This window comes from Actinocorallia sp. A-T 12471, assembly GCF_033875155.1.
Classification (GTDB): Bacteria; Actinomycetota; Actinomycetes; order Streptosporangiales; family Streptosporangiaceae; genus Actinocorallia.
In genome coordinates this window covers 99,751-121,915 of sequence record NZ_JAWZTE010000016.1, presented here as the reverse complement: position 1 = coordinate 121,915, position 22,165 = coordinate 99,751, and the positions used below count along the sequence as shown (strand labels likewise).

General features: G+C 71.0%; 17 protein-coding genes. 6 read left to right on the top strand and 11 right to left on the bottom strand.

Going from position 1 to position 22,165, the window contains the following annotated elements; translation table 11 throughout:
- Window positions 1-79 precede the first annotated feature (79 nt).
- Together R9X44_RS32345 and R9X44_RS32340 are read left to right on the top strand one after the other, a co-directional pair.
- A complete protein-coding gene (locus R9X44_RS32345) occupies window positions 80-1,201 on the top strand; it encodes an XRE family transcriptional regulator (RefSeq protein ID WP_319818160.1) in 1,122 nt (373 codons plus the stop codon).
- Window positions 1,198-1,731 carry a hypothetical protein gene (locus R9X44_RS32340; protein WP_319818159.1) on the top strand — a complete coding sequence of 178 codons (534 nt, stop codon included), beginning with the start codon at window positions 1,198-1,200 and terminating at the stop codon, window positions 1,729-1,731. The genes R9X44_RS32345 and R9X44_RS32340 overlap by 4 nt, the downstream gene beginning before the upstream one ends.
- A 9-nt stretch (window positions 1,732-1,740) precedes the next feature.
- On the opposite strand, the gene R9X44_RS32335 is transcribed toward R9X44_RS32340, so the two are convergent.
- The 5 genes from R9X44_RS32335 to R9X44_RS32315 form a co-directional block, all read right to left on the bottom strand.
- Window positions 1,741-2,205: a PH domain-containing protein gene (locus R9X44_RS32335; RefSeq protein ID WP_319818158.1), complete on the bottom strand. Its 465-nt coding sequence runs from the start codon at window positions 2,203-2,205 to the stop codon at window positions 1,741-1,743.
- 123 nt (window positions 2,206-2,328) lie between these two features.
- Window positions 2,329-3,633 carry an ABC transporter permease gene (locus R9X44_RS32330; RefSeq protein WP_319818157.1) on the bottom strand — a complete coding sequence of 435 codons (1,305 nt, stop codon included), beginning with the start codon at window positions 3,631-3,633 and terminating at the stop codon, window positions 2,329-2,331.
- Window positions 3,633-4,919: an ABC transporter permease gene (locus R9X44_RS32325; RefSeq protein WP_319818156.1), complete on the bottom strand. Its 1,287-nt coding sequence runs from the start codon at window positions 4,917-4,919 to the stop codon at window positions 3,633-3,635. Before R9X44_RS32325 ends, R9X44_RS32330 begins: the two co-directional genes overlap by 1 nt.
- Window positions 4,912-6,459, bottom strand: a complete 1,548-nt coding sequence (locus R9X44_RS32320) for an ABC transporter ATP-binding protein (protein ID WP_319818155.1) — start codon at window positions 6,457-6,459, stop codon at window positions 4,912-4,914. Before R9X44_RS32320 ends, R9X44_RS32325 begins: the two co-directional genes overlap by 8 nt.
- 134 nt (window positions 6,460-6,593) lie before the next feature.
- Window positions 6,594-7,658: a BMP family ABC transporter substrate-binding protein gene (locus R9X44_RS32315; RefSeq protein ID WP_319818154.1), complete on the bottom strand. Its 1,065-nt coding sequence runs from the start codon at window positions 7,656-7,658 to the stop codon at window positions 6,594-6,596.
- 236 nt (window positions 7,659-7,894) lie between these two features.
- On the opposite strand from R9X44_RS32315, the gene R9X44_RS32310 reads away from it, so the two are divergent.
- From R9X44_RS32310 to R9X44_RS32295, 4 genes are all read left to right on the top strand, one after another.
- Window positions 7,895-8,308 carry a cytidine deaminase gene (locus tag R9X44_RS32310; protein WP_319818153.1) on the top strand — a complete coding sequence of 138 codons (414 nt, stop codon included), beginning with the start codon at window positions 7,895-7,897 and terminating at the stop codon, window positions 8,306-8,308.
- Between the two features lie 274 nt (window positions 8,309-8,582).
- On the top strand, window positions 8,583-9,860 hold the full coding sequence (locus tag R9X44_RS32305) for a thymidine phosphorylase (protein ID WP_319818152.1): 1,278 nt from the start codon (window positions 8,583-8,585) through the stop codon (window positions 9,858-9,860).
- On the top strand, window positions 9,857-10,933 hold the full coding sequence (locus R9X44_RS32300; protein WP_319818151.1) for an adenosine deaminase: 1,077 nt from the start codon (window positions 9,857-9,859) through the stop codon (window positions 10,931-10,933). Before R9X44_RS32305 ends, R9X44_RS32300 begins: the two co-directional genes overlap by 4 nt.
- A 47-nt stretch (window positions 10,934-10,980) precedes the next feature.
- Window positions 10,981-14,271: a protein kinase domain-containing protein gene (locus tag R9X44_RS32295; RefSeq protein WP_319818150.1), complete on the top strand. Its 3,291-nt coding sequence runs from the start codon at window positions 10,981-10,983 to the stop codon at window positions 14,269-14,271.
- A 53-nt stretch (window positions 14,272-14,324) separates the two neighbouring features.
- Here the strand turns inward: R9X44_RS32295 and R9X44_RS32290 are convergent, their stop codons facing one another.
- The 6 genes from R9X44_RS32290 to R9X44_RS32265 all read right to left on the bottom strand — a co-directional run bounded on the left by R9X44_RS32290 (window position 14,325) and on the right by R9X44_RS32265 (window position 22,120).
- Window positions 14,325-15,605: an amidohydrolase gene (locus tag R9X44_RS32290; protein WP_319818185.1), complete on the bottom strand. Its 1,281-nt coding sequence runs from the start codon at window positions 15,603-15,605 to the stop codon at window positions 14,325-14,327.
- 61 nt (window positions 15,606-15,666) lie between these two features.
- Window positions 15,667-16,833: a glutamate--cysteine ligase gene (locus R9X44_RS32285; protein ID WP_319818149.1), complete on the bottom strand. Its 1,167-nt coding sequence runs from the start codon at window positions 16,831-16,833 to the stop codon at window positions 15,667-15,669.
- Between the two features lie 126 nt (window positions 16,834-16,959).
- Window positions 16,960-17,937, bottom strand: a complete 978-nt coding sequence (gene meaB, locus R9X44_RS32280; RefSeq protein ID WP_319818148.1) for a methylmalonyl Co-A mutase-associated GTPase MeaB — start codon at window positions 17,935-17,937, stop codon at window positions 16,960-16,962.
- A gap of 6 nt (window positions 17,938-17,943) precedes the next feature.
- Complete coding sequence (scpA, locus tag R9X44_RS32275; protein WP_319818147.1) at window positions 17,944-20,124, bottom strand: methylmalonyl-CoA mutase; 2,181 nt, start codon at window positions 20,122-20,124, stop codon at window positions 17,944-17,946.
- Complete coding sequence (locus R9X44_RS32270; RefSeq protein ID WP_319818146.1) at window positions 20,121-21,866, bottom strand: methylmalonyl-CoA mutase family protein; 1,746 nt, start codon at window positions 21,864-21,866, stop codon at window positions 20,121-20,123. The genes scpA and R9X44_RS32270 overlap by 4 nt, the downstream gene beginning before the upstream one ends.
- Before the next feature lie 47 nt (window positions 21,867-21,913).
- Window positions 21,914-22,120, bottom strand: a complete 207-nt coding sequence (locus R9X44_RS32265) for an SCO4848 family membrane protein (protein WP_319818145.1) — start codon at window positions 22,118-22,120, stop codon at window positions 21,914-21,916.
- Window positions 22,121-22,165: the final 45 nt, after the last annotated feature.

The window sequence follows — 22,165 nt, the reverse complement described above, 5'->3', positions numbered from 1 at the left end:
TCACAGCCGGTCGCTGCCGCGCCCCGGAGCCCAGAACAGGGGCGTTGCGATTTTCGCAACAGGGACGTAGTCTGGTGACATGTCCATAGATCAGGTGCCGGAGCGGGTGCGCCGGGTGATCATGGAGAGCGGCCTTTCGCAGACGGAGTTCGCGGTCAAGGCGGGTCTCGACGGCCCGAAGATGTCCAAGTCCCTCGCCGGGGTGCGGAGGTTCACGTCGCTCGACCTCGCCAGAATCGCCGAGGTCGCCGGCGTCACCGTCGACTTCCTCCTCGGGAACAGAACGGCCCCCGTCGCGTCCGCCGCGCGTGTCACGAACGCCAGTTCCGCCAACGCGGCCCTGGAACAGGCACAGCACTTCGCTCGCCTTCGAGAAGACCTCACCTTCCTCGGATACTCACAGAAACCACTGGCTCTGCGGGACCCCGCCGTGGGCGGGACCTGGATCGAGCAGGGAGCGCGGCTCGCCGCCGTTGCCGTCAGGGCCGTCAGGGAATGCGGGACCGAGCCCGTCCACACCCGTGATCTGGCCGGGCTCGTCGAGACGGTCTTCGGCGTCGACGTCGCGTCGGCCGACCTGCACGACGGGGTCGAGGGGCTCGCCTGGGCCGACGATGCGGTTCGGCTGATCGTCGTGGCGACGTCCCAGGTCCCCGCACGCCAGCGGTTCACCATCGCGCATGAACTTGGCCACCTCCTCGCGGCGGACGACCAGCGGATCCACGTGGACTCCGACATCGACTCCGCCGAGCACCGCAGGTCCCCTTCGGAGATCCGTGCGAACGCCTTCGCGGCCTCGTTCCTCCTTCCGGAGGACTACTTGCGGCGGCACGCCCCCGCATCAGGCGACTGGGACCAGGACACGTTCGCCGAACTGGCCTGCCGACTGTGGGTCTCCCCCAGCACCCTCGCCTGGCGGCTGTTCAATCTGGATCTGATCACCCGAGCGCAACGTGAGACGTTCCGGCGGATGGGCGCGGCCGACGCCGCAGCGCGTGCGGGCCAGGTAGGAGCGCTCGCCGAGTGGATCGGCGCGGCCTCGCGCCCCGCCGCTCCCCAGGCTCTCGTCCGCGACACCTACCGCGCCTACACCGACGGCAAATCGACGCTCCGTCCCTTCGCCGACCTCCTCGGCGTGGACACCGCCACCCTCCGCGAGTCACTGGACCAGGTGTGGGAGGAGACCCCCCTCACCCCATGACCCTGTACTGGTTCCCCGACAACACGGTCTTCTGCAACTTCGCATCAGTCTCCCGCCTACCGCTGCTCCAAGCCGTCCTGCGAGGCAGAGGCAGATGGGTCGAAGCGATCGCATCCGAGGCCACCGCCTCCGGACGGTTCTATCCGGACCTGCACTCCATCAGCCGCGACGGCTGGCTCGGCGAGCCGATCGAGATCACCGACTACACGGAGATCGCCCAGATCGAACGCCTCCGCCGATCTGTCTTCGGCGGCAGCGCTGCCCAGCCGACCAAGCACCTCGGCGAAGCACAGACCTGCCATGTGCTGCTCAACCGGCCTGAGTTCGCTGGCTCCCACTGGATCACCGACGATCGGGACGCCAGCGAGTACGCCCGCGCCCAGGGCATCACCACCCGCGACACGATGGACCTCGTTTCCGAGGCGGTCGCCGAAGGCTGCTGCAGGCGTGACGAGGGCTACAAACTCCTCCACGAGATGACCGCCCTCGGCCGCCGCCTACGCATCCCAACGCACCCGTCCCATCTTTGACGGTCCCGCTCACAGGAGGACGGCGGCGATCAGGGCGGCCAGGGGGACGAGAAGGGCGGCCAGGGCTGGGATTGACCAGGTGGTCTGGGGGGTTCCGTCGTTGGTCTTGTGTGCGGTGCGGAGAGTCTCTAGTTCGTCGGCGGCGAAGGTTACCGGGGTGCGGGAGGCTAGGTCTTCGGGCTTGGCGCGGGAGGCGTTGGCGGCCTTGCGGGCGGAGACCTGGACGGCCCACGACTCGGTGTGGCCGGCGACGTGGTCGAAGCCGAGCGCCCGGCCGGTCGTGATCCGCCGCACCGACCCCCACGGCAGCCGTGTGGTCCGCAGCGGATTGTCCACCGTGACGCCCTCCGCGTCCCCCCGCACCTTCGGCCGCAACCCCATCACATAAGCCACCCCGCACGTCAACGCCAGCACGATCGCGACGACAAGCGCCGTCTTGTCCCTCCCCCGCAACCCGAGATCCACAAAGTTCACCACCGCCAACCCCAACCAAACCCACCCGAACACCCACCCCACCCGCGACCTGAACACCTTCATCCCCCAAGGCTACCGAGCACCCCGGACGGGGTGGCCCCGCGCTGGGCGCGGGGCCGGGGGTCAGGACTTTGTGTAGGGCTGGCCGTCGGCGGCGGGGGCTCGGACGTGGCCGAGGAGGCCGGCGACGGCGAAGATCGTGGCCAGGTAGGGGAGCATGCGGAGGAAGTCGGTGGGGACGGGGGTCTGCATGAGCTGGACGGCGTTGGACAGGCCGCCCGCGAAGCCGAACAGGAGCGCCGCCCACAGTGCGCCGATCGGGGACCAGCGGCCGAAGATCACCGCGGCCAGCGCGATGAAGCCCGCGCCCGCCGCCATGTTCTTGTTGAAGCTGATGTTGAGGCCGATGGTCAGCCAGACGCCGCCGAGCCCGGCGATCATGCCGCCGACGAACATGTTCAGGTACCGGGTCCGGATGACGTTGACGCCCACGGTGTCGGCGGCCGTCGGGTGTTCGCCGACCGCGCGGGTCCGCAGCCCCCAGCGGGTGTGGAACAGCACGACGTGCACGATCGCGATGAGCGCCGCCGCGGCGTAGACCAGGATGTTCTGGTGGAAGAACACCGGTCCGATGACCGGCAGTTCGGCGAGCAGCGGGATCTTGATCGGCGCGAACGCCATCGGCATGTTGAACTTCGCCGAGTCGCTCTGCATGACCCGCTCGTAGAAGAACCCGGTCAGGCCGGTCGCGAGCATCGTCAGCACGACGCCGAGGACGACCTGCTCCACAAGGTAACGCTGCGCGAAGACGGCGAGGAGCAGACCGAACAGCCCGCCGACGAGGACGCCCGCGACGAGGCCCCACAGCAGCGAGCCCGTCACCGAGGCGGTGAACGCGGCGAGGCACGCGCCGAGCAGGAACTGTCCCTCGATCGCCACGTTGATCACGCCGGAGCGCTCGCCGAGCACGCCCGCGAGCGCGCCGAGGATCAGCGGCACCGCGGCGAGGATCGTCGCCTCGAGCACCGACGCGATGTTGATGCTCTTCGCGGCGGCGGCCCACGCGAGGAACGCCACGACGTACAGGAACAGGAACACGCCGAGCAGCACGCCGTTCCCCCGCTTGGGCAGCGTCACGGTGATCCGGACGACCCCGCACAGCGCCGCCAGGACGCACAGCACGATCGCGACGGGCGCGGACGGGAACGTCAGGTCGGGCACGGTGAGGCCCGTCGCGTTCGACAGGTTGAGCGCGAACGTGGTGTCGGTGCCGTCGGTGCGGCTGCCGAGGCCGAACGCCCACAACCCGTAGAGCGCGACGACGATCATCGCGACGCCGCCGTACAGCCGGCCGCGCCGGGCGCCGGCCTCCACTGGGCCGGGGGGCACCGGGGCGAGGTTCTCCGGCGGCAGCACTGTGGCCGTCATCAGCCGTTCCATCCCTTCGAAGCGAGCGCGGCCTGCGCGGAGGTACCGCCGCGCAGCCGGAAAAGGCCGCGGACCAGCGGCGGGGCCGCCACGAACAGCACGATCAGCGCCTGGATGACCCCGACGATCTCGATCGACACGCCGGCCTGCGCCTGCATGGTCCGGCCGCCGGCCTGGAGCGCGCCGAACAGCAGCGCGGCGAACACCGTCCCGACCGGGGAGGCCCTGCCGAGCAACGCGACGGTGATCGCGGTGAAGCCGAGGCCCGCGTCGATCTGCGGGGTGAGCGCGTGCGAGGCGTTGGTGGTGCCGAGGACCTGCGACGCGCCCACGACGCCCATCAGGCCGCCGGAGATCAGCATCGCCATGATCTGGCTGTTGCCGACGCTCATGCCCGCGGTCCTCGCCGCCGACGCGTTCGCGCCGACCGCGCGCAGTTCGAAGCCGAGCGTCGAGCGGTTCAGCAGCCACCAGCAGAACAGGACGGCGAGCAGCGCGAGGATCAGCCCGGTGTGGACGCGGATGCCCGCGCCGCCCGGCAGCCAGGACAGCAGCCTGGGCAGCAGCGCCGCGTCCGAGACGGACTTGGAGATCGCGTCGTTGCGGTCGGGGTTCTGGAACGCGTCGGTGGTGATCAGCCAGGCGAGGAACGCGACGGCGATGTGGTTGAGCATGATCGTCACGATCACCTCGTGCGCGCCGGTCCGCGCCTTCAGCACCCCGACGATCGAGCCGTACATCGCGCCGCCGACGATCCCCGCGCCGACCGCGGCGAGCATCGCGACGACGGGCGGGCCGTCGAGGCTGAACCCGACGAGGTTCGCGCAGATCGCCCCGGCGATGAGCTGGCCCTGGCCGCCGATGTTGAACAGGCCGGCCTTGAACGCGAGGCCGATCGCGAGGCCGCCGAGCAGCAGCGGCGTCGCCTCGGTGAGCGTCTCGCTGATCGGGCCGAGCGCGGTCGCCGCGTTCCAGGAGCGGTCGGGGTTCCAGATCGCGCCGGTGAACAGCGCCTTGTAGGCGGTCCAGACCGCCTCACCTGACGACGACAGGGCGTCGCCCGGACGGGAGAAGAAGTAGCCGAAGGTCGCGCGCACGTCCGGGTCGGAGACGATGATCAGCACCGCGCCGACGGCGAGCGCAAGCAGGATCGACAGCAGTGTGACGAGCCAGCCGGACCCCTCGACCATCTCGTCAATGATCACGCGCCACGGCGAGCGCCTCGGGCCGTCACCTTGCGCCCTGCCCTGCGCCGGGCCCTTGTCCGTGACCGTCGCGTCACTCATCAGCGGCATCCTCACCGGCGGTCTCTACGGGGGCGTCGGGGTGGGCTCCGGCCATCAGCAGGCCGATGTCCTCGGCGGAGGTGTCCGGCGGCACGATGGCCATGATCTTTCCTCGGTACATGACGGCGATCCGGTCGGCGAGCGCGAAGATCTCGTCGAGCTCGGTGGACACGACGAGGACGGGCCTGCCCTGGTCCCGTTCGTGCACGATCCGCTTGTGGATGAACTCCATCGCGCCGACGTCGACGCCGCGCGTCGGCTGGGAGACCAGCAGCATCCGCAACGGCCGCGACATTTCCCGCGCGACGACCACCTTCTGCTGGTTTCCGCCGGAAAGGTGCGCCACGTTGGTGTCGATCGACCCGGTGCGGATGTCGAACTCCTCGACCCGCTCGCGGGCGTTGCGGCGGACCGCCCCGACGTCCATCGTGCCGCGCCTGCCGAACGGCGGCCTGTCGTACAGGTCGAGCACGAGGTTCTCCGCGACGCTGGCGGCCCCGACGAGCCCGTCGTGCGAGCGGTCCTCGGGCACGAACCCGAGCCCGGCGCGCAGCCTGGCCCGCGGCGTCTTGCCGACGAGCTCCTCGCCGTCGAGCGTGATCGACCCCTCGGCCGGCTCGATCAGCCCGAGCACGGCCTGGGTGAGCTCGGTCTGCCCGTTGCCCTGGACCCCGGCGACGCCGAGGATCTCGCCGGGCCTGATGTCGAAGCTGATCCCGTCCACGACGGCCTGGCCCGCGGCGTTGCGCAGCGTCAGGTTCCGGACGGAGAACGCGGCGGCCGCACCCGTCTCCTTGACGGGCTCCTTCTCCACCCGCAGCCTTACGTCCCGGCCGACCATGAGGGAGGCGAGCTCGCCCTCCGACGCCGAGGGCAGCGCCGTCCCCACGACCGCGCCGCGCCGGATCACGGTGATCCGGTCGGCGACCGCCTTGACCTCTTTGAGCTTGTGCGTGATGAAGACGATGGCCGTGCCCGCCTCGCGCAGCCTGCGCATGACGGTGAACAGCTCCTGCGTCTCCTGCGGGGTGAGGACGGCGGTGGGCTCGTCCAGGATGAGGAAGCGGGCGTCGCGGGTGAGCGCCTTGACGATCTCGACGCGCTGCTGGACGCCGACGGGGAGGTCGCCGACGATCGCGTCGGGGTCGACCTCGAGGCCGTAACGGGCGGAGATCTCGCGGACGTGCCGGGAGGCCGACTTCTTGTCGAGCAGGAACCGGCCCTTGGTGTGCTCGTCGCCGAGCATCACGTTGTCGGCGACGGTGAACACCGGGACCAGCATGAAGTGCTGGTGCACCATGCCGATGCCGGCGTTGATCGCGCTGCGGGGGCCGTCGAGCGCGAGGGGCGCGCCGTCCACCCGGATCTCGCCCTCGTCGGGCTGGTAGAGCCCGTACAGGATGTTCATCAGCGTCGACTTGCCCGCGCCGTTCTCGCCGAGCAGGCAGTGGATCTCCCCGGGGTTGATCTCCAGGTCGATCGCGTCGTTGGCCACCAGGGCGCCGAAGCGTTTGGTGATGCCCCTGAGTTCAAGAGCCACCCTGGACACCTCTTCCGGAACTGAGGGGCTGACGGAAAAACGTACGAAAGGTACCCGGTTCGCCGGGTTGCCCGGTGCGTACGGAGCGGCCCGGACGGGACGGGGAAGGTGCCCGTCCCGTCCGGGCCCGGGGGTCAGCCCTTCGGCTGGGAGACCGACTTGATGCTGATCGTGCCGGACGCGATGTCCGTCTTGATCTGGTCGAGCTCGGTCTTCAGGTCGGCGGGGACCTTGGAGTCGAACTCGTGGAACGGGGCGAGGCTCGTGCCGCCGTTCTCCAGGGTGCCGAGGTAGGAGCCGGTCAGCTCGCCGGAGCCCGCCTTGGTGACGGCCTGCTCGACCGCGCCGTTGACGTTCTTCATCACGGAGGTGAGGAAGACGTCGCAGTAGTCGGCGGCCGACTCACAGCCGTCGGTGTCCACCCAGATGACGCTCACCTTGCCGCCGGACTCCTTGGCCGCCGCCGCCGAGCCGAGGCCGGTGCCGCCCGCGACCGGGAAGATGATGTCCGCGCCCTGCTCGATGAAGCCCTTGGCGATGCTCTTGCCCTTGGCGAGGTCGCCGAACGCGCCGGCGATGGAGCCGCTGTCGGGCTTGGCCGGGTCCCAGCCGAGGACCTCGACCTTCTTGCCCTTCTTCTCGTTGAAGTACTGGACGCCCTCGTAGAAGCCGTCCATGAAGATGGTGACCGGCGGGATCGCCAGGCCGCCGTAGGTCGCGACCTTGCCGCTCTTCGACATCGACGCGGCGAGGTAGCCGGCCTGGAAGGAGCTCTGCGCGGTGTTGAACTCCATGCCGTAGATCTTCTGGCCCGCCACCGAGGGCGAGTCGACGATCGCGAACTGCTGGTCGGGGTGGGCCTTGGCCGCCTCGGTGGTGGCGTCGCCCATCAGGCCGCCGACCGTGACGATCGTGTCGCAGCCCTTGTTGACCAGCTCGTTGATGTTGGGGATGTAGTCGTTCTCGTTCGTGGAGGCCACGTACTCGGCCTTGCCGCTCGTCGCCTTCGCGCCGGCCTGCATGCCGACCCAGGCCGCCGCGTTGAACGACCGGTCGTCGATGCCGCCGGTGTCGGTGACCATACAGGCGAGGGGGCCCTCTGCGGTGCCCTCCTTGCTCTCGTCGGGCGCCTCTCCACAGGCCGAGACCAGCAGCGCGAGACCAGCCAGACCGGCTGCGAGCCGGATCCCCTTGGACACTTCTGCCTCCAGATTCGTCCGAGCCACGGCAACCCTTGCCTGGCTTGTCGATACCCCACAGGTTCACCGTCCGTGGCCGTAACAGTCGACATGCCCGGTTAACTTGTGGGCATACCGTTACGCAACAGCCGCGATCAGTTCATGGGGATCGTCATACGTGTGACGGTTACGATAACCAGCAAAGCGTAAGAAAGCGAGCCCCGCCCTGACCTGCTCCCGAGGGCTACGCTCGCGCCATGACCGCCATCGACTGGCCCGCGCTGAGGGCCGCCGCGACCGCCGCGATGAAGCGCGCGTACGCCCCTTATTCACATTTCCCGGTCGGCGCGGCAGCGCTGACCTCTGACGGCAGAATCGTCACGGGGAGTAACGTCGAGAACGCCTCGTACGGCATGACCCTCTGTGCCGAATGCAGTCTGGTGTCGGCTTTGTACGGCGCGGGAGCCCCCTCCGACGCCACATTCCCCACCCCGCCCCGGTTGCTCGCCGTAAGCGTCGTCGACGCCTCGGGCGCCCCCCTGACCCCCTGTGGCCGCTGCCGTCAACTCCTCCACGAACACGGCGGCCCCACCCTCCAACTCGAGACCACCACAGGCGTCCACCCCCTCTCCACCTACCTCCCCGACGCCTTCGGCCCCGAATATCTGTAACCAGAACTTAAACAACCACCCCCCTCCCCGGCCCGACCGGGCGGCGTCCGCGCACGCCCGTTCCGGGCTCCAGGCCAGGCGGGCGGCGTCCGGGACGCCCGGTCCGGGCGCAACCCCGGAGCAAGCCGACGTCGGCCACCCCAACAGAGCCGTCGGCCACCCTCAGAGATGGGCCGAGCGGAGCGAGGCCCGATACAGCGCGGATCGCACGGAGACGGAGAGGGCGCTCATCCAATACAGTCATACGTGTGACTCGATAAAGGAGGGGGGCTGGGTGGACGTCATTGATGTGATTGTCACCAAGCGGGATGGCGGGGTGCTCAGTACGGCTCAGATCGACTGGGTGATCGAGCACTACACGTCGGGGGTGGTGGCCGACGAGCAGATGGCGGCGTTGAACATGGCCGTCCTGTTGAACGGGATGAACCGGCGTGAGGTGTCGGACTGGACGAAGGCGATGATCCGCAGCGGTGAGCGGATGGACTGGTCGGGGCTCGACCGTCCGACGACGGACAAGCACTCGACCGGCGGCGTCGGCGACAAGATCACGCTGCCGCTCTCACCGACCGTCGCGGCGTGCGGCGGCGCGGTCCCGCAGCTTTCGGGGCGCGGCCTCGGCCACACCGGCGGCACCCTCGACAAGCTGGAGTCCATCCCCGGCTGGCGGGCGCAACTCTCCGGCCCCGAGATGCTCGCGGTGCTGCGCGAGGCCGGGGCGGTCATCTGCGCGGCGGGCGAGGGCCTGGCCCCCGCCGACCGGAAGCTCTACGCGCTGCGCGACGTGACGGGCACCGTCGAGTCGATCCCGCTGATCGCGTCCTCGATCATGTCGAAGAAGATCGCCGAGGGCACGTCCGCGCTGGTCCTCGACGTCAAGACCGGCTCCGGCGCGTTCATGAAGACCCCGGACCGCGCCCGCGAACTCGCCCGCACGATGGTCGAACTCGGCCAGGACGCCGGGGTGAACACCGTCGCGCTGCTCACCGCGATGGACCGGCCGCTCGGCCGCACCGCGGGCAACGCGCTCGAGGTCGCCGAGTCCGTCGAGGTCCTCGCGGGCGGCGGTCCCGAGGACGTCGTCGAACTCACCGTCGCCCTCGGCCGCGAGATGCTCTCCGCGGCGGGCATCTACGGCAAGGACCCCGCCGACGCCCTGCGCGACGGCACCGCCATGGACCACTGGCGGCGCATGATCGCCGCCCAGGGCGGCGACCCCGACGCGGCCCTGCCCGTCGCGCGCGAGACGCACACCGTGAACGCCCCCGCCACCGGCGTGCTCACCAGGCTCGACGCGCTCGCCGTCGGCGTCGCGGCGTGGCGGCTCGGCGCGGGACGCGCCCGCAAGGAGGACCCGGTCAGCGCGGGCGCGGGCGTCACCTGGCACGCGGTCCCCGGCGAGGTCGTCAAGGCGGGAAGCCCCCTTTTCACCCTCCACACGGACGAACCCGCCAGATTCGACCGCGCGCTCCTCGCCCTCGAAGACGCCTTCGACATCGCTCCCGACGGCACGCCCGACCTGCTGCCGCTGATCATTGAGAGGATCGTGCCGTGACGAGCGCGACAGTGCTGCCGACCCTCGCCGAGATCCGCCGCGCCCCCAAGGTGCTCCTGCACGACCACCTCGACGGCGGACTGCGCCCCGCGACGATCGTGGAGCTCGCCGCGCGCTACGGCTACACCGGTCTGCCCGAGCACGACCCCGAGCCGCTGCGCGTCTGGTTCCGCGACGCCGCCGACAGCGGTTCCCTCGAGCGTTACCTCGAGACGTTCACGCACACCGTCGCGGTGATGCAGACCGCCGACGCGCTCCACCGCGTCGCGTATGAGTGCGCCGAAGACCTCGCCGCCGACGGCATCGTGTACGCCGAGGTGAGGTACGCCCCAGAACAGCACCTCGCGGGCGGCCTCACCCTTGACGAGGTCGTCGAGGCCGTAGGCGCGGGCTTCGCTGACGGGGGCCGCGACCACGGCATCCGGATGCGCTCCCTCCTCACGGCCATGCGGCACCAGGCGCGCAGCCGGGAGATCGCGGAGCTCGCCGTCAGGTACCGCGACAGGGGCGTCGCCGGGTTCGACATCGCCGGGGCCGAGGCGGGCAACCCGCCGACCCGGCACCTCGACGCGTTCGAGTACCTCCAGCGGGAGAACGCGCACTTCACGATCCACGCGGGCGAGGCGTTCGGGCTCCCGTCGATCTGGCAGGCGATCCAGTGGTGCGGGGCCGACCGGCTCGGCCACGGCGTCCGCATCATCGACGACATCACCCCCATGGGCGACGGCGCGAAGCTCGGCAGGCTCGCGGACTATGTCCGGGACAAGCGGATTCCGCTGGAGATGTGCCCGACGTCGAACCTGCAGACGGGCGCTGCCGCGTCGATCGGTGAGCACCCGATCGGCATCCTCAGCAGGCTCAGGTTCCGGGTGACGGTGAACACCGACAACCGGCTCATGAGCGGGACGACGCTCTCGGAGGAGTTCCTGAAGCTCAGCCAGGCGTTCGGGTACGGATGGGAGGACCTGAGGTGGTTCACCCTTAACGCGGTGAAATCTGCGTTCATCGACTTCGATGAGCGGTTGGAGATCATCAACGGGATCGTCAAGCCCGGTTATCCCGACTTGCGCTAGGTTGAGGCGACCTAGATCTTGATGCGTCCCTCCGAGGTGAATCTCCGATGCGACCCTTCGAACCCGGCGATCCGGGGCTCGTCGGCGGGCTCTGGCTCAGCGGGCGGCTCGGTTCCGGCCCCCGCGGCGTCGTCTTCCTCGGCCGCAGGCAGGACGGCGGGGAGATCGCCGTCAAACTCCTGCACGCGCATCTCACGGAGGACCCCTCCGTCTGGGAGGGCTACCAGCGGGCGATGGAGACCCTGGTAGCCCTCGACATCCCGCACACGGCCAAGGCCCGCACGACCGGTCTGGTCGGCGCACGCCCGTACCTGATGTCGGATTACGTCGAGGGCACGCCGCTGTCGGAGGCCGCGCTCCCGCTCAGCCCGCCCGACCTGGAACGCCTCGCGATGGAGACGGCGACCGCCCTCGCCGCCCTGCACGCCTCGGGCATCGCGCACGGCGCGCTGACCCCGTCGAACGTCTTCCTGACCGGCGCCGGCGCGATCCTCACCGACTTCGGCCTCACCCCGCCCACCCCCGACGCCTTCACCCAAGACCTCAACGCCTGGGCCACCCTCATCACCCAGGCCGGTGCCCCCACCCCCCTCCCCCCACGCCTGGCCCCCCTCATCCAAGCCTGCTCCACCCCCACCCCACCCCCCGCCCAAACCCTCCTCCACCCCCTAACCCCACCCCCCACCCCCGCCCCCTTCGCAACCCCCACCCCCGCCGCCTTCGGAACCCCCGCACCTGACGCGTTCGCCACGCCCACCCCCGAAGCCGCAAACCCCGGAACCTCCGCCCCCGCCTCCTTCACCACGCCCGCCGCCGACGCCTCCGCCCCCGGAACCCCCGCCGCCTTCGCCGCCCCCACGCCCGACGCCGCCGCCCCGGGCACCCCCGCGCCCGCGCCCGCTACCTTCGGAACCCCCGCGCCTGACACCTTCGCCCCCGGGACCCCCGCGCCCTTCGCCGCGCCCGACGCCGCCTCGCCTCCCGGCACGCCCGCGCCCGCAACCTTCGCCGCACCCCACGCCGACGCCCTCGGGACGCCCGCCCCTGCGGCACCCGGTGCCGACGGCCCCGCAACCTTCGCCGCGCCCGATGCGGCCTTTCCGGGGACACCCGCAGCGTTCGCCGCGCCCAACGCCGACCCCTTCGGCACACCCGCCACCTCGCCCAACCCCGACGCCCTTGGGGCGTCCGGCTCCGCCGCGCCCGGGGCCGAGGCCCCCGGGGCCTTTGGCGCGCCCGATGCGGCCTTTGCGGGGACGCCCGCCGCGTTCGGCGGGGGTGGGCAGGAGAGTGATCCGCTTACCGCGTCGGCGTATGGAAGCGGCGGGCCCAGGACATTTGGCGCGCCTGTTGTGGAATCCGGGCAGGGCGGGCCTCTTGGTGGGCAGGCGCCGGGGGTCGCGGCGGCCGCCGCGTTCGACGGCGCGCCCGGCATGGACGCCGTGTCGGCGTCCAACGGGCGGGTCGGGGACGGGCTCGGCGCGCAGGCTCAGGACGGCGCTCCGGCCGCAGGGGCCGGGCAGGTCCCGTCGCTGGTGAAGGCCGCCTCGTCCGCACCCGCCGACGCGCCCGACCCCGCGCCGGGCTCCTCCGACGCCCCAGGCTTCGCCGACGCGTCCGCTGCGCCGACCTTCGCCGCTGACGCGTCCGCTGCGCCGTCCGCGCCCGGAACCGCTGCGGCCGCCCCTTCGGAGCCCGCGCCCGCCCAGGGGTTCTCCCTGCTCAAGGATGCCGCCGCGCCCGTCGAGCGGCCCGCTGGCGTCGTCACCGCCGCGTCCCTGCTCGCCGAGGCCGCCGCACCGCGCCCCGCGGCCCCCAGCGGCGAAGCCCTCGCCGCCGCAGCGGCCGCCGCCGCCCAGTCCGAGCAGAGCGCACCCTCCGAAGCTTTCACCGCCACCCCCGACCAACCCTCCACCTTCGCCGCACCGGACAAGCCCACCTTCAGCAGCACACCTGAGCAACCGTCCGGCTTCGGAAGCTCGCCCGCGCAGTCCTCAGGCTTCGCCGCGACGCCGGACCAGCTCGCCCTCGGGAACTCGCCCGAGCACGCCTCGGGCTTCGCCGCGACGCCCGAGCAGCCCGCCTTCGGCACCGCGCCCGAGCAGGCTTCCGAGTTCGCCGCCGCATCGCAGCATCCCGGGTTCGCGAACCCGTCCGAGCAGGCCGGCGGGGTCGCCGCGCCGTCGCAGCCGTCTGGGTTCGGGGGTTCGGCTGAGCAGGCGGGGTTCGCCGCGACGCCGGAGCAGTCGTCCGGGTTCGGGGTTGGGCCTGGGGCGGAAGGGCGTGGGGTTGGGGAGACCGTTGTTGAGCGGCTGCCTGAGGCCGGGGTGACCGTCGTGCAGGCGGTGGCCGCCGATCCCTATGCGACGTCCGTTGACGGGGGCGCGTTCGCCACCCGGGTCGAGCAGGGGCTGGGGGCCGAGGCCGTCGCGGACGGGGCGGGCGGAGAGGCGTTCGCCACGCGGGTTGAGCAGGGGCTCGGGGTCGGGGCCGTCGCGGACGGGGCGGGCGGGGGCGCGTTCGCCACGCGGGTTGAGCAGGGGCTCGGGGTCGGGGCGGTTGCGGGTGGGGAGCCTGCGGGCGGGTGGGGTGGGCCGGCGCAGCCGTGGGATGCCGGGTTGCTTGTGGGCGGCACAGCCGAGCCGCCGCGTAAGGGGCGGCGGGGGGCGCTCGTCGCCGTGGCCGCGTCCGTGACGGTCATGCTGGCGCTCGTCGGCGTGTTCGTGCTCACCCGCCTCGGCGGCGACGAGCCCGCCGACGCGTCGATCGCGAAGCCCGGCGTGCCCGCCGCGACCCAGACGCCCACCGCGACGCCCGAGCCGGAAGCGCCGACGCCCACGCTCGCGCCCGGCGAGGAGGCCCAGAACGGCGGTTCGCCGAAGCCCAAGCCGAAGCCGACGTACACGCCGCCGCCGCCCAAGCCGAAGCCGAAGCCCAAGGTGAACCTGATCGCCAACGGCGGCTTCGAGAAGGGCTTCGGCAAGTGGGAGCCGCGCGCCGTGGAGTTCCTCGGCGGCAAGAAGGCCCACTCGGGCGGCAAGGCGATCCTGCTGAAGCCGGGCGAAGGCTACGACTCGGCTGTCGAGCTCGTCGTGACGGGCCTGAAGCCGAACACCACCTACACCGTGGTCGGCTGGGTGACGGCCAACGGCGGCGCGACGTTCGTCGGCGCGAAGGACTTCGGCGGCGACGCGAAGTTCGCGAGCTCCACGAACAAGAAGTGGACCCGGCTGAGCGCCACGTTCAAGACGGGGAACCAGACGACGGCGCGCCTGTACTGCTGGCGGCAGCTCCCCGGCACGGGCGGCTGCGACGACATGGCGCTCTTCCGCAAGTAACCGCGATGCCCGCAGGCAAAGCGCCGCCCCCGGTTCGGGGCGGCGCGGTGGCGTCACGCCCCGGTGGACTCCAGGTCGTCCGGGACCGTCGCGCGCGGCACGTCGCACAGCGCGGTGAGTACCGTCGAGACGAGGATGCGCACCCCGACGGGGATGCAGCCTTCGTCGACGTCGAAGTCGCCCCGGTGCAGGTCGTATTCGGCCTTGCCAGGGGTGCGGACGCCGAGCCTGCCGTACGCGCCGGGCACGGCCTCGACGTAGTAGCCGAAGTCGTCGCCGCCGAGGCTCTGCGGCGCGGTCACGACCCTGTCGTGGCCGAGGACGGCCGAGCCCGCGTCGCGGAACATCTGGACGCTCGCGGAGTCGTTGACGGTCGGCGGCACCCCCCTGACGTACTCCAGGGACGCCTCGACGTCGTAGGCCCCGGCGACGGAGTCGAGCAGCGCGCGCATCAGTTCGGGGGCGCGGTGCCATGCCTCGTCGTCAAGGCAGCGGACTGTGCCTTCGGCGAGGCCCTGGTCGGGGATGGCGTTGGCGACCGATCCTGCGTTCATCCGCCCCCACACGAGGCTGAGGCTGGAGCGCGGGTCGACCCGGCGCGACAGCGCGGCGGGCAGTTCGGTGACGATCTTGGCGAGGGCGTAGACGAGGTCGGCGGTGAGGTGCGGCCGCGCGGTGTGCCCGCCGGGCCCGGTGACCTTGACGTACACCTTGTCGCAGGCCGCGGTGATCGGTCCCGGCCGGACGCCGAGTTCGCCGACCTCGAAGCGCGGCTCGCAGTGCAGTCCGAAGATCCGGTCGACGCCGACGAGCCCGCCGGCGGCGATCACGTCGAGCGCCCCGCCCGGGTTCTCCTCGGCGGGCTGGAACAGCAGCCGCACTCTCCCGGGCAGCAGGCCCTGTTCGGCCTGCCTGGCCAGGAAGAGCCCCGCGCCGAGCACGACTGTGGTGTGCACGTCGTGTCCGCACGCGTGGCTGATGCCGGGGACGGTGGAGGCGTACGACACGTCCTTTTCGTCCGGCAGGGGCAGCGCGTCGATGTCGGCGCGCAGCGCGATCGTCGGCCCGTCCGCCGGGCCGATGTCGCAGATCACGCCGGTGCCCTTGGGCAGGACCCGGGGTTCGAGGCCCGCCTCCTTGAGCTGTTCGACGAGGCGTGCCGTGGTGCGGTACTCGGTGAATCCGAGTTCGGGGTGCATGTGCAGGTCGCGGCGGAAGCCGATCAGGGCGTCGGCGTGCCGGTCGAGGTAGGCCGCGAGGTGACCGTTCAGGTCGAGACCTTCGGCGACCGGTGGTTCCAGGGACGGGATCACCCCTGGATGAAGCTGCGTCATGTGCTCCCCCTCAGGCATGACGGAGTCGACGGAGTCGGCGTCCGGCCCGGAGGACTCACCGTCAGGTCGTCCCTGCATGGACGACCTCCCGTGGCCCGACGAACCTGTTCTCGTCGAACTCCATGATCGTGGCTGTCACGACGTCCTCCAGGCTGCCGCCCTCGTCGCGGATCGCGCGCTGGCGCTCGTAGGAGGCGCCGTGTTCGAGGACATCGCCGACCACCTTCAGCTCCTGTGTGCATCCGAGGCGTTCTGCCACGGGGGCCAGCTCTGAGGCGAGTTCGTAGAGGTCGTCACGTAGCGGCGCGGTACGTCCGTAGTCATCAGTGATGATGATGGCGTCGAGCCCGTATCGGGTCGCTCGCCATTTATTATCACGGACAACCCAGGCCGCCGGGCGCGGAAGCGCATATCCGCGATCGATTTGCTGCTCGAATAGTGTGACGAGGGCCTGGCAGAGCGCTGTGACCATCCCTACCTCCCGCATTGTCGGGATTCCGTCGAACATGCGGATCTCCACAGTGCCGAAGTCGGGATGCGGCCGGATATCCCACCAGACTTCCTTGATCGACCGGATTGTCCCAGCGCGTAGCAGGGTGTCCATGTAACCCTCGAACTCCGCCCAGTCACCGAGCGAGTGCGGCGGCCCGGCCGTCGGCAGGTCGCCGAAGATGATCGAGCGGGCGGAGGCGAGGCCGGTGTCGTCGGCGTTCCAGAACGGGCTCGAAGCGGTCAGCGCCAGAAAATGCGGGAGGTACCGGGACATCGCATTGATGATCGGAATCGCCTTGTCCTGGTCCGTCACCCCGACGTGGACGTGCACCCCGAACGTCTGGATGCGGCGCGCGAGCCACTGCATCTCCTCGACCAGCTCGTGGTAGCGGGCCACGGGCGCCATGACGGCGTCACGCCAGTCGCTGATCGCGTGGCTCCCGGTGCAGGCGAGTTCGATCCCGCGCGGCTTGGCCGCCCCCCGCAGCCGTCCGATGGTCCGCCCGAGGTCGGCCATGATCTCCTGGACGGTGAAACACGGGTCGGTGACGACCTCGACGGTCGACTCCATCAGCTCGTGCCTGATCTTGGTGAACTTGCCCTCGCTCAGCTCCGGCAGCTCCCCGAGGACCTCCCCGGCCTCCTGCCTGAGCTGCCGCGTCTCCCCGTCAACGAGCTGAAGCTCCCATTCCACGCCGAGCGTGGCCCCACGGGACGGGTTAAACCGAATACCCACAACGCCTCCAGATCACCCGTAACGAGCCGGAAGCCCCGACCCATCCCCACGATCTGCCCGCTATCCCCTGTTTCCTACCCGCCCCGTCAGCGAGACGACCCTCACCCGGGGCGGGCGGGACGCGGGCTAGTCGGCCGGGGTGGTGAAGGCTTTGAGGAGGAGGTCGGCGGCGGTGGCCGGGGTGGTCTCGCCGGAGGCCACCTGGGATTCGAGGACGGAGGTCAGGGCGCGGACTTCCGGGTGGGTGTGCAGGGCGTGCAGCAGGCGATCTTCGACCATGGACCAGGTCCAGCGGATCTGCTGCTGACGGCGGCGGCGGTCGAGTTCGCCGGAGGCGCGCAGGTCCTCCTGGTGCGCCACGATCTGATCCCAGATCTCCGAAAGGCCGGTGCCCTCAAGCGCGCTACAGGTGAGCACAGGCACAATCCGGTCACTCCCCCGCAGGAGGCGCAGGGCCCCGGCGAGTTCGCGGGCCGCCTTCTTGGCCTCGAGCTCGTGCGGCCCGTCCGCCTTGTTGACGGCGATCACGTCGGCGAGTTCGAGGACGCCCTTCTTGATGCCCTGGAGCTGGTCGCCGGTCCTGGCGATCGTGAGGAACAGAAAGGAGTCGGTCATCTCCGCGACGGTGGTCTCGGACTGCCCGACCCCGACCGTCTCCACGAGGACGACGTCGTACCCGGCGGCCTCCATGACGACCATGGCCTCACGCGTCGCCTTGGCCACCCCGCCGAGCGTCCCGGCCGTCGGCGACGGCCGGATGAACGCGTCAGCACTCGCCGAAAGCCGCACCATCCGGGTCTTGTCGCCAAGGATCGAGCCGCCGTGCCGGGTGGACGAGGGGTCAACGGCCAGCACGGCGACGCGGTGGCCGCGTTCGATGAGGTGCATGCCGAGCGCGTCGATCGTCGTCGACTTGCCGACGCCGGGCACGCCGGTGATCCCGACACGCCGGGCGTTCCCGGCGAACGGCGTCAGCTCCGCCAGGACGGCCTGGGCGAGTTCGCGGTGGTCGGGCCGGGTGGACTCGACGAGCGTGATCGCGCGCGCGATCCACGCCCGTGAGCCCTCCCGGACACCGGTCACGTAGTCCTTGACGTCAGGCATCGCGGGTCAGCCGTGCCCGAGGGCCGCCGACAGCTCCTTCAGCAGGTCCAGCGCCGCCTCAGCGAGCACGGTGCCGGGCGGGAAGATCGCCGACGCGCCCGCCGCGCGCAGCTCGTCGAAGTCCTGCGGCGGGATGACGCCGCCCACGACGATCATGATGTCGGGACGGTCGAGCTCCGCGAGCGCGGCCTTCAACGCGGGCACCAGGGTCAGGTGCCCGGCCGCCAGCGAGCTCGCGCCGACGATGTGCACGTCGGCCTCGACCGCCTGGCGGGCGACCTCCTCCGGCGTCTGGAACAGCGGGCCGACGTCGACGTCGAAGCCGAGGTCGGCGAAGCCCGAGGCGATCACCTTCTGGCCCCGGTCGTGGCCGTCCTGGCCCATCTTGGCCACGAGGATGCGGGGGCGGCGGCCCTCGGCCTCGGCGAACTCGTCGGTGGCCGCGCGGGCGGCCTCGATGGCGGACACCTCTCCAGCCTCCTGCCGGTAGACGCCCGAGATCGTGCGGATCGTCGCGGAATGCCGACCGTACACCTTCTCCAGCGCGTCGGAGATCTCCCCGACCGTCGCCTTCGCGCGGGCCGCGTCGATCGCGAGCTTGAGCAGGTTGTGCTCGAGGTCGCCGACGACGTCGGACCCGGCGGCGGCCGTCAGCGCGGCCAGCGCCCGCCGGACGGCGTCGGGGTCGCGCTCGGCGCGCAGCCGCTCGAGCTTGGCGATCTGCTGCGCCCGGACTGAGACGTTGTCGACCTTGAGCACGTCGATCATCTCGTCGACGTCCGGCCGGTACTTGTTGACGCCGATGACCGGCTGCCGCCCCGAGTCGATGCGGGCCTGGGTGCGGGCCGCCGCCTCCTCGATGCGCAGCTTCGGCAGGCCCTCGTCAATGGCCTTAGCCATGCCGCCGTACTTCTCGACCTCCTCGATGTGCTCCCACGCGCGGGCGGCGAGGTCGTGCGTCAGCCGCTCGAGGTAGTAGGAGCCGCCCCACGGGTCGATCACCTGCGTGGTCCCGGACTCCTGCTGGAGCAGAAGCTGGGTGTTGCGGGCGATACGCGCGGAGAAGTCGGTGGGCAGCGCGAGGGCCTCGTCAAGCGCGTTGGTGTGCAGCGACTGGGTGTGGCCCTGGGTCGCGGCCATGGCCTCGATGCACGTGCGCGCGACGTTGTTGAACACGTCCTGCGCGGTGAGGGACCAGCCCGACGTCTGCGAGTGCGTGCGCAGCGACAGCGACTTGTCGCTCTTGGGGTCGAACTCCTTGACGAGCTTCGCCCACAGCAGGCGGCCCGCCCGCAGCTTGGCGACCTCCATGAAGAAGTTCATGCCGATCGCCCAGAAGAACGACAGGCGCGGCGCGAACGCGTCGATGTCGAGGCCCGCCGCCCGGCCCGCCCGGATGTACTCGACGCCGTCGGCGAGCGTGTACGCCAGCTCCAGGTCGGCCGTGGCCCCGGCCTCCTGGATGTGGTAGCCCGAGATGGAGATCGAGTTGTACTTCGGCATCTTCTGCGAGGTGTAGGCGAAGATGTCGGAGATGATGCGCATCGACGGCGCGGGCGGGTAGATGTAGGTGTTGCGGACCATGAACTCCTTGAGGATGTCGTTCTGGATGGTCCCCGCGAGCTGCTCCGGCTTCACCCCCTGCTCCTCGGCCGCGACCACGTAGAGCGCCAGGACGGGCAGGACCGCGCCGTTCATGGTCATCGACACCGACATCTTGTCCAGCGGAATCCCGTCGAACAGCTGCCGCATGTCGTAGATCGAGTCGATCGCCACCCCGGCCATGCCGACGTCGCCCGACACGCGCGGGTGGTCGGAGTCGTAGCCGCGGTGGGTGGCGAGGTCGAACGCCACCGACAGGCCCTTCTGCCCGGCCGCGAGGTTGCGGCGGTAGAAGGCGTTGGACTCCTCGGCGGTGGAGAAGCCCGCGTACTGCCGGATCGTCCAAGGCTGCGTGGCGTACATCGGGGCGTACGGGCCGCGCAGGAACGGCTTGATGCCCGGGTAGGTGCCCAGGAAGTCGAGGCCGTCGAGGTCGGCCGCGTCGTACAGCGGCTTGACGGCCACGCCCTCCGGCGTGTCCCAGGACGGACGCTCGCCCGCCGCGGACCGCCACAGCCCCTCGGTGACGGCCGGGGCCTCCGGCTCGCCGAGGGACAGGTTCGAGAAGTCGGGGATGCTGCTCATACCGTCACTCCAAGGTCCCGGAGAGTGTCCTCAAGGACGTCGATCGCGTTGCACCCGGCATAGACGTTGCCATCGACCCCGGCGTAGTCGCCCTTGCCCGCGAGCCACACCTTGACGGCCCCGCGCTCGCGCAGGGCGCGCGCGGTCTCCTCGGCCTGCTCGGCGTACAGCTTGTCGCTCGAGCAGATGACGGCGACGCCGCCGTCGAACTCGTCGGCGGAGCCGGACACGGTCTCGATGCCGCCCGCCTGGAACAGGTTGGCCGCGAACGTCGCGCGCGCGGTGTGCACGGCGACCGGGCCGAGCGTGGCGAGGAACACCTTCGGCCGGACGGCCTGGGCGTCGGAGATGTCGCGCAGCGCCTCGAAGTCCTGCCCGTAGGTGTGCCGGGGCAGGCCGCCGCCGAGCGGCTCGGGCGCGGGCGGACGCTCCGGCAGGGTCTCGCCCAGGTTGGGGAACTCGCTCAGGCCGGTCAGCGGGGCCTTGCGGCGCGCGACGTCCTTGCGCCGCGCCTCCCACGTCTCGGCGAGCGCGTTCTCCAGGAAGCCCGAGTCGAGCGCGGCGGCGAGCCCGCCCTCCTTCTCGATCTCGGTGAAGAACTCCCACGCGGCCTGCGCGAGCGCCTCGGTCAGCGCCTCGACGTACCAGGAGCCGCCCGCCGGGTCCACGACCCTGGCCAGCGACGACTCCTCGAGCAGGAGCGTCTGGTCGTTGCGCGCGATCCTGCGGGAGAACGCGTCCGGCAGGCCGAGCCGCGCGTCGAACGGCTGGACCGTGACGGCGTCGGCGCCGCCCACCCCCGCCGCGAAGCAGGCGACGGTGGTCCGCAGCATGTTCACCCACGGGTCGCGCCGCGTCATCATCGCGCTCGAGGTGACCGCGTGGATCGTCGCGGTGGTGTCGGCGACGCCGGAGAGCGAGGCGACCCGCGTCCACAGGCGGCGCGCGGCGCGCAGCTTGGCGATCGTGGCGAACTGCCCGGCGTGCGCGGCGTAGCGGAACTCGAGCTGGCCCGCCGCCTGGTCGACGGTGAGGCCGGCGTCGGTCAGCTCGCGCAGGTAGGCGACGGCGGCGGCCAGGACCGCGCCGAGCTCCTGGGCGTCGGAGCCGCCCGCGTCGTGGTAGACGGTCCCGTCGACCGCGAAGGTGCGGATGCCGGGGAACTCCGCGACGACCTTCTGCGCGAGGTCCACCGGGACCGGCACGAGGAAGCCGGTGCGCGCCGCCAGGCCCAGCGGGTCCGCGCCGAGGTTCCCGCGGGTGTCCGGCTTGGCGATCTTGAGGAACGCCTCGGCGGCCTGCCGCGTCTGCGGCCCGGCGTCGATGACGACCGGGGCCAGCTCGGTGTAGACGTCCTTCAGGACCTCGGCGAGCGCGGTGACGGGCAGGCCCGCCGCCCCGACCGTCAGCCAGACGGACGTCGCGCCGTTCTCCAGGTCGTCGTGGATCGCGGCACGGGTGGCCGCGGGGTTCGGGTCGTCGTGCCGCTGCCTGACGTCCCACCCGAACGACGTGCCCTCGCCGTCGCGCGGCGCGGTCGGGAAGGGCCGGGACGGCACCGCCTCGTCGGCGGTGTACAGCGGGGAGATCGGGACGCCGTCATAGGACCGCCTGGTCAGCAGGTCCTCGACGGCGTCGAGTGGGGTGTCCTCGGTGGCGGCTCCGGACTTGCGGAGTACGCCCTTCAATAGCTCCCGCCAACGCTCGCGCTCAGCTTGGGGGAAGGCAGATGCCAACTCCATGGAAGGGATCGTAGGCGAGCGCTTATGGGGCATCCGCGACCGGGGTGTCAAGATGCGCTCTTCCATGCTTTCCACCCGATACGCGCAAGAATCACAGCGAAGACCACATTGACTGCGGCCAGGATGTAGTGGATCACGTAGAAGGCCGTGGCGCGCCTCGGGCCGCTGCCGAGATTCTTGGCCAACATGATCCACTCGAAGACCATGAAGGCGGCCAGTGCCATCAGGAACAGGCCGGTCGGACGAGATTTCACCCTTAGAGACTATGGGTCTGTCCCGGCCGGGCGGTTTAGGCTCTC

Coding starts and splice junctions, on each gene's coding strand:
- R9X44_RS32345 (WP_319818160.1), top strand. CDS start 80: ATGTCCATAGATCAGGTGCCGGAGCGGGTGCGCCGGGTGATCATGGAG.
- scpA (WP_319818147.1), bottom strand. CDS start 20,124: ATGAGCAGCATCCCCGACTTCTCGAACCTGTCCCTCGGCGAGCCGGAG.
- R9X44_RS32330 (WP_319818157.1), bottom strand. CDS start 3,633: ATGACGGCCACAGTGCTGCCGCCGGAGAACCTCGCCCCGGTGCCCCCC.
- R9X44_RS32310 (WP_319818153.1), top strand. CDS start 7,895: ATGACCGCCATCGACTGGCCCGCGCTGAGGGCCGCCGCGACCGCCGCG.
- meaB (WP_319818148.1), bottom strand. CDS start 17,937: ATGCCTGACGTCAAGGACTACGTGACCGGTGTCCGGGAGGGCTCACGG.
- R9X44_RS32295 (WP_319818150.1), top strand. CDS start 10,981: ATGCGACCCTTCGAACCCGGCGATCCGGGGCTCGTCGGCGGGCTCTGG.
- R9X44_RS32325 (WP_319818156.1), bottom strand. CDS start 4,919: ATGAGTGACGCGACGGTCACGGACAAGGGCCCGGCGCAGGGCAGGGCG.
- R9X44_RS32270 (WP_319818146.1), bottom strand. CDS start 21,866: ATGGAGTTGGCATCTGCCTTCCCCCAAGCTGAGCGCGAGCGTTGGCGG.
- R9X44_RS32340 (WP_319818159.1), top strand. CDS start 1,198: ATGACCCTGTACTGGTTCCCCGACAACACGGTCTTCTGCAACTTCGCA.
- R9X44_RS32290 (WP_319818185.1), bottom strand. CDS start 15,605: ATGACGCAGCTTCATCCAGGGGTGATCCCGTCCCTGGAACCACCGGTC.